General features: G+C 61.1%; 7 protein-coding genes and 1 pseudogene. 6 read left to right on the forward strand and 2 right to left on the reverse strand.

The genetic code is table 11. The features are described 5' to 3' along the window. The first annotated feature begins 74 nt into the window (after positions 1-74). Positions 75-653: a recombinase family protein gene (locus BVER_RS19885; RefSeq protein WP_050454771.1), complete on the forward strand. Its 579-nt coding sequence runs from the start codon at positions 75-77 to the stop codon at positions 651-653. A 29-nt stretch (positions 654-682) separates the two neighbouring features. On the opposite strand, the gene BVER_RS19890 is transcribed toward BVER_RS19885, so the two are convergent. Together BVER_RS19890 and BVER_RS19895 are read right to left on the reverse strand one after the other, a co-directional pair. After that, the gene (locus tag BVER_RS19890; RefSeq protein ID WP_050454772.1) at positions 683-1,009 is read right to left on the reverse strand and encodes a type II toxin-antitoxin system PemK/MazF family toxin; all 327 of its coding nucleotides are present in this window, start codon (positions 1,007-1,009) and stop codon (positions 683-685) included. Further along, positions 1,009-1,272 (reverse strand): AbrB/MazE/SpoVT family DNA-binding domain-containing protein, encoded by a 264-nt coding sequence (locus BVER_RS19895; protein WP_050454773.1) that lies wholly within the window; start codon positions 1,270-1,272, stop codon positions 1,009-1,011. The genes BVER_RS19890 and BVER_RS19895 overlap by 1 nt, the downstream gene beginning before the upstream one ends. A gap of 206 nt (positions 1,273-1,478) precedes the next feature. Between BVER_RS19895 and BVER_RS36525 the strand changes: the two genes are divergently transcribed. The 5 genes and pseudogenes from BVER_RS36525 to BVER_RS19915 all read left to right on the forward strand — a co-directional run bounded on the left by BVER_RS36525 (position 1,479) and on the right by BVER_RS19915 (position 3,882). Continuing rightward, the gene (locus tag BVER_RS36525; RefSeq protein ID WP_440588103.1) at positions 1,479-1,787 is read left to right on the forward strand and encodes an AAA family ATPase; all 309 of its coding nucleotides are present in this window, start codon (positions 1,479-1,481) and stop codon (positions 1,785-1,787) included. 4 nt (positions 1,788-1,791) lie between these two features. After that, positions 1,792-2,112, forward strand: a complete 321-nt coding sequence (locus BVER_RS36530; protein ID WP_440588104.1) for a hypothetical protein — start codon at positions 1,792-1,794, stop codon at positions 2,110-2,112. Positions 2,113-2,114: 2 nt separating this feature from the next. After that, positions 2,115-2,435, forward strand: coding sequence for a hypothetical protein (locus BVER_RS19905; protein WP_050454774.1), 321 nt, complete (start codon positions 2,115-2,117; stop codon positions 2,433-2,435). 30 nt (positions 2,436-2,465) lie between these two features. After that, positions 2,466-2,768 carry a hypothetical protein gene (locus BVER_RS19910; RefSeq protein ID WP_050454775.1) on the forward strand — a complete coding sequence of 101 codons (303 nt, stop codon included), beginning with the start codon at positions 2,466-2,468 and terminating at the stop codon, positions 2,766-2,768. Next, positions 2,752-3,882: pseudogene (locus BVER_RS19915) on the forward strand (replication initiator protein A). Before BVER_RS19910 ends, BVER_RS19915 begins: the two are co-directional and overlap by 17 nt. Positions 3,883-4,972: the final 1,090 nt, after the last annotated feature.

A 4,972-nucleotide genomic window follows, 5' to 3' on the forward strand; every position in this document is an offset into this window, starting at 1 on the left:
GCCTAGGTTTCTATTGTCGCATATCTTTGTCGCACGTTATAGAATAATGCGACATAACTTGCGACAGGTGAGCCATGACCAACAAACCAACGTCCGGCCTGCTGATCGGCTATGCGCGCGTCTCCACTCAGGGCCAGGACCTGGCGCAACAGCGGGATACGTTGCGGGAGATTGGATGTACCCGGATTTTTGAGGAAAAGATCAGCGGGGCCAAGCGCGATCGGCCCGAGCTGGGCCGGCTTCTCGACCACTTACGCCTCGGTGACGTGGTGATGGTTACGCGCCTCGATCGCCTCGCCCGTTCCACGGCGGACTTGTTGCACATCGCCGAGCGGATCAAGGATGCGGACGCGGGCCTGCGATCCTTGGCCGAGCCGTGGGCCGACACGACGACACCGGCCGGACGCATGGTATTGACGGTGTTCGCCGGGATCGCGGATTTCGAGCGGTCTCTGATCGCGGAGCGAACCCGCGCTGGCCGGATCGCCGCCAAGGCGCGCGGGGTGCGGTTCGGCCCTCCCCCTTCCCTTTTGCCCGAGCAGATCGTCCACGCCAGTCAGCTCATCGAGGTAGATGGCAAACCCGTGGCCGAGGTTGCCCGCTTGCTTGGCGTTCATCGCGCCACGCTCTATAGGGAATTAGAGGCCGATTAAGCCCCGTCTGCGCTCATGAGTTCTCTGCCCTACTCGAACAGCGTGGCTACCGTGGCCAGCACGTCATCCAGAATCGCCGCCGGCAGTGTTTCCACCTTGCGAGCGTTGCGGGCATTCAGATCGAGCGCACGCGGTTGATCGCATCGCACGACGCCGGTTGTCTTGATGCCGCTGATTGGCACGGCAAAGCCGACGCGCCTGGCGAAGTCGCCGCCGTTCGTGATCGGCAGAATGATCGGGCATTGCGTCAGCCGGTTGAACTGATCCGAGGACACGACCAACACCGGCCGATGGCCGCGCTGCTCGTGTCCCAGGGTCGGTTCCAGATCGACCATGTAAATGTCGCCGCGCTTCATCAAATCAGCTCACGGCCCACGGCAGGCGCGTCGATCCATTCGCGTTCTTCGGGCGGTAGCGGATACACGCCGGCTGCTTCGGCTTCGGCCAGCAGCTCGGCTAGCGTGTAACGCGGCCGGGCCTGCGGTTCGACCACCAGGCGGCCGTTATCGACGGCTAGACCGACTTTGGTGCCAGGTGCCAGGTGCAACACGTCGAGCAGCGCGGGCGGCACGGCCAGCATGATCGAGCCGCCGACCTTGCGCAGATTTGTGGTGTGCATAGGAATCCCCAAGAAAGTTATACTAAGATATAACATCTTGTGACCACCTTCTGCAAGCCAAATCTTGTCCGGCCGGTGGAGCCCATACAGCTGAGGTGGGATTGCTCTTATCTTGCAGCTAGATCGCCGCATACTAATGAATTGCAATTTCTTCCAGCTTGCAGCAAGATAGCAGTTACCATGTAGCCCGAAAAAGAGAGGGATTTATGGCGGCCGTAGTGGCGTTCGTTTCGCAGAAAGGCGGTGTAGGCAAATCTACCTTGGCCAGTGCTTTGGCACGGGAGGCCGCAGCCGGCGGGCTGCGGGTGAATGTTGCCGACCTGGATACCCAGCAGGGCACAACCGTGGACTGGCACCGGCAGCGCATGGGAGCAGGGATAGAGCCGGCCGTGTCCGTCGAGGCGTTCGCCACGGCCGGCCAGGCCTTGGCCGTGGCCGACCGCTACGACATCATCATCCTGGATGGCCCAGCACGAACCAGCCCAGGCCACGGTAGAAATCGCCCGTGCTTCTAACCTGGTGGTGCCGCCTACCGGCGCATCGTTGGATGATTTGCGGCCGGCCGTGCGCGAGTTTCATGCGCTGGCCAAGGCCGGCATCCCGGTGGCCCGGTTGGCATTCGCCTTGAACAGCATTGGCACAGCAGCCGAGGAAGCCGAGGCACGGAACTATCTGGAAGAAGCAGGCTACGCCGTGCTGGCTGGCTGCTTGTTGGAGCGCCCGGCCTACCGGCAGGCGCAGAACAGCGGCCACGCCATCACGGAAACCCGATATGCCGGCCTGCTGACGCAGGCGGACGTATTGATTCAATCGCTGATCGACCGCGCTACTGAGGAATGACAATGGCTGACGTTACGAAGCTCAAGAAGGCGGGGCGCCTCGGGGCGCCGCCAGCCGTGTCCGAGGCCAGCTCGAACCTGACCGCGCCCGAAGTTGTCCCGGCTGCTGCGCCGGTTGCCGTGTCGGCACCACCCGCCACTGCCGCCCAATACCAGCGGCGGGATGGTCGAACCGCTCGCAGGACTCACCGAACCCTGCCCTTTGCTACGCGGGTTAGCCCGGCGTTCGACGAACGGCTGCGGGACATTGCCGAGCGAGATAACCTGATGCTGGTCGAGGTGCTGGAACTGGCGCTGGACGCCTACGAGGCGCAGCGGCATTAAAGCATGCTGCATGCTTGCCATGGATTCTCTATGACCCAGCAGAACACCCAGCAAAATCCGGCCAATGTCGAGCCGGACACCGTGCGGCTTGTGAGGGAAGCCATTGCGGCCTTGGAATCCACGCACGAGGTTGAGGAACTGCGGGAAGCCCAAATTCGGCTACGTAACCTGGCCCTTGCTGCGCATGATGTCATCCATGCAGACAGCACAGCAGCCCAGCGACGGCTCGTTGTTGCAGTAGATAAGGTGTGGGACATTACCGGAAAGCATGCGGATAGCTTGCTGCATGCTGTCAGCCATTGTAAAGGTGAAGCCAATGGCCGCGCCCCGTGAACGCCGTCCCCGGACTTATCTAACCATCGACTATGACTCCAAGGATTGGGCCAAGCGGCACGGCGCGCGCTGGGACAAGGTGCGCAAGCGTTGGTATGTCCTGGGCGAGGTGTCCGAAATGCTATTGCCCTACGTGGACGGCTCGCTAGCACCCAAGGAAGTGCCCGAAGAAGAGCGCCAGAAGCAGAAGGCGAAGGCACTGGCCATGGCCGCGCGGCCCAAGAAATCCCTACGCGAGCCACCACAAGGCGACGCCCAGGCCGATTTTTTCGTGCCTGGCGTGTGGGATGTGGCGGCCAAGGACAATCGCGGCATCATGGATGTGGCTGTGTTCCGGCTATCGAAGAAACATGCGCGCGCCAATGAGGTGATGCTGCACGAGCTGCCCGATGGTCATGTGCGCGTAACCAGCGGCCCCGATGGCATGGCGTCCATATGGGATTACGACATTGTGCTAATGGGCGTTTCCCACCTGACCGAAGCGATGAACCGCTTTCGAGCTGGCCAGGGCGAGAAGCCTGGCCGGGTATTCCGTCCTCACGTGTCGGAGATCCTCAAGTTTGGGCGGCAAGCTGATGGCGGCCGGCAATATGAAGCCGTAGAAGCCTCGCTGCGGCGGCTCAAGCAAACCACCATTGAGATTGTGCGCCGAGGCCGGGGCAGGGGATGGCGACCGATCCGCGTAACCGAGAGCGCCGGCCTGATTAGCGACTACAAAGCGGTGTCTCATGAGGACACGGGCCGCGTGGCGTCCGTGGAAATCGAGCTGCCGAAGTGGCTCTATGAAGCTGTTGTGGAAGCTTAGCATCCCGAAGTGTTGACGATGCACCCAGATTACTTCTTGATGACGCCCGGCCTTGGCCGATTCGTCTATCGCCTGGCCCGTCAGGCCGCTGGTAGGAATGTAGCTCGATGGTCGTTCCGGCTGATCCACGAGCGCAGCGGCAGCCAAGGCACGTTCAAACGCTGCACCTTCGAGCTGCGCGAGCTTATCAAGGCCGATGACCTGCCAGAATACGAGCTGACTGAAGAAGCTGGCCAAGATGGCCCCATGCTGGTGATGCGTTACCGAGGGACTGCCCCTGCCTTGTCCGTTGAGGTTGACGGTTCCTAATAGACGGAAACTTTGCCCGGATGTCCCGCCGAGTCGGACACCCAGCCACTACAAAAGCCTGAATGCCCGATAAGCAGCGGCGTGCCTGTGGATAGCCCGTCTATTAGGAACCGTGCTCCGTCTATTAGGAACCAGAAGCCGTCTATTAGGAACCGATCATCCACACAAGTTATTGAAATTAAACAGGAAAAATGAACTTTTTTTGCCTAAAACCCTTAAAACATATATTAAAACCTTAAAACAGCTCAGCCTGTGTATAACTTTCGTCCTCAGGATTCGTTTGAACGGGTCCAAGAAGACCATCACCGCCTCTTGGAGGCTATGCCCCCGCCGGCTCGCGTCCTTCGGACGCCCACGGCCGCTACGCGGCCTTCCACCCGGCATCCCCCTGCTCGACGCTGCGCGTCTGCGCTCAATGGACACGCCCTCCGGGCGTGGAGTCATCTTTGGACGCATGGGCGCTGCCACTGCACCCCGTTCTCGCCGAAGGGCAGGGGTGCAGCCCTGCGGGCTTCGCCCTTGTTCTGCACCCCACCCGATAGGCTGGGGCCACTCCAAGGCGTCAAGGACCGGCTTCGCCTGCCGTCCTCGCCCGTTCGGTGCTCGCCCTACAGGCTGCGCTCCGCTGCTGCCTCAGGGCGGCTCCTTGACCACTCTCCGCAGCCAACTGCCCTGTATTCGCGTCAGTAGGCCAGAGAAGGCGTTTGTAGCGGCTGTCATGTTCCCCCAATATGGTCGCGAGCGTTCGTCGCGCTGAGGGCTCTTCTGAGGCGATGTAGAGGATGATTCAGGCGATCAGGGCTCCGGCTTCCTCATTTCCAATGCGCTTCGCCGATCTCGCTCGGCCCGTCAAAAAACGGCTTGTCGGTCTCATGGGTAAGGAAGCACCATAGCTTATGGCTGAGCTAGTCGCCGATCGCCGCAGTGTTCGAGGCAATGCCATACGCGCCGCACCGAGCAACCAAAGAGCGGAGCGATAAGCTGAGAAGGGCGCGCTGAGTTTGAGTTGCTGCGCAACTCAGCGCGCCATCGGCTGGTGGAGCCGATGGAAAAGTCAAAACGACAACGGAGCGTATCGGTTGGCGATTTA

Source organism: Candidatus Burkholderia verschuerenii (assembly GCF_001189365.1).
Lineage (GTDB): Bacteria > Pseudomonadota > Gammaproteobacteria > Burkholderiales > Burkholderiaceae > Caballeronia > Caballeronia verschuerenii.